Genomic DNA, 328 nt, shown 5'->3' with positions numbered 1-328 from the left:
CTCGGGCGGAACCGGCTCCTATACCTTTAGCCTCGCAAGCGGGAGCCTTCCGCCGGGCGTAGCGCTTTCGTCGGCCGGTGCGCTCGTCGGTACGCCGACAACAGCCGGGCCTTTCAGTTTCACCATCACCGCAACAGACGGCAATCACTTTACCGGTTCGCAGGCCTATACCGTTACGATCGGCACCCCGACGATCGCGATCACCCCGGCAACACTGCCGGGGGGCGTGGCCGGAACCGCCTATAGCCAGACATTGACGGCCTCGGGCGGAACCGGCTCCTATACCTTTAGCCTCGCAAGCGGGAGCCTTCCGCCGGGCGTAGCGCTT

At 65.2% G+C, this 328-nt stretch carries 1 protein-coding gene; it reads left to right on the top strand.

What is annotated here, in order from left to right; translation table 11 throughout:
- A partial coding sequence (locus PH558_RS34180; RefSeq protein WP_285208578.1) for a putative Ig domain-containing protein occupies positions 1 to 328 on the top strand: 328 nt, incomplete at both ends.

Source organism: Rhizobium pantanalense, assembly GCF_030182525.1.
GTDB lineage: Bacteria > Pseudomonadota > Alphaproteobacteria > Rhizobiales > Rhizobiaceae > Rhizobium.
Note: the sequence above shows the minus strand (reverse complement) of the source record. Positions and strands in the feature narration are given on the sequence as shown.